Annotated in this window: 1 pseudogene; it reads right to left on the reverse strand. The window is 50.0% G+C overall.

The features are described 5' to 3' along the window. Positions 1–198, reverse strand: a pseudogene (locus tag SB660_RS23085) (LysR family transcriptional regulator substrate-binding protein); the annotation flags it as partial. Between the last annotated feature and the right edge of the window lie 46 nt (positions 199–244).

Genomic DNA, 244 nt, shown 5'->3' on the forward strand with positions numbered 1-244 from the left:
CTGCCTGAACATATCGACAAATGGTGATTCATAGCCTCCGTCACAGACGATCATCGGTTCATGGTCAAGATCTTTCAGCGTAATGGCCGAATGACTGGCAAGCGGGTGATCGTCCCTGAGCACGACAGCCATTTTGTCTTTTTTCAAATGAATGTACTCCATCTCCTCTGTTGGATATAGTACGGCGCCCACCGATATCTACCCTAATCTTAGCCCCCCCTCGCTTCCCTTCGCACTTCCGATG

The sequence above is a fragment of the Bacillus sp. SIMBA_005 genome, assembly GCF_046535585.1.
Classification (GTDB): domain Bacteria; phylum Bacillota; class Bacilli; order Bacillales; family Bacillaceae; genus Bacillus; species Bacillus pumilus.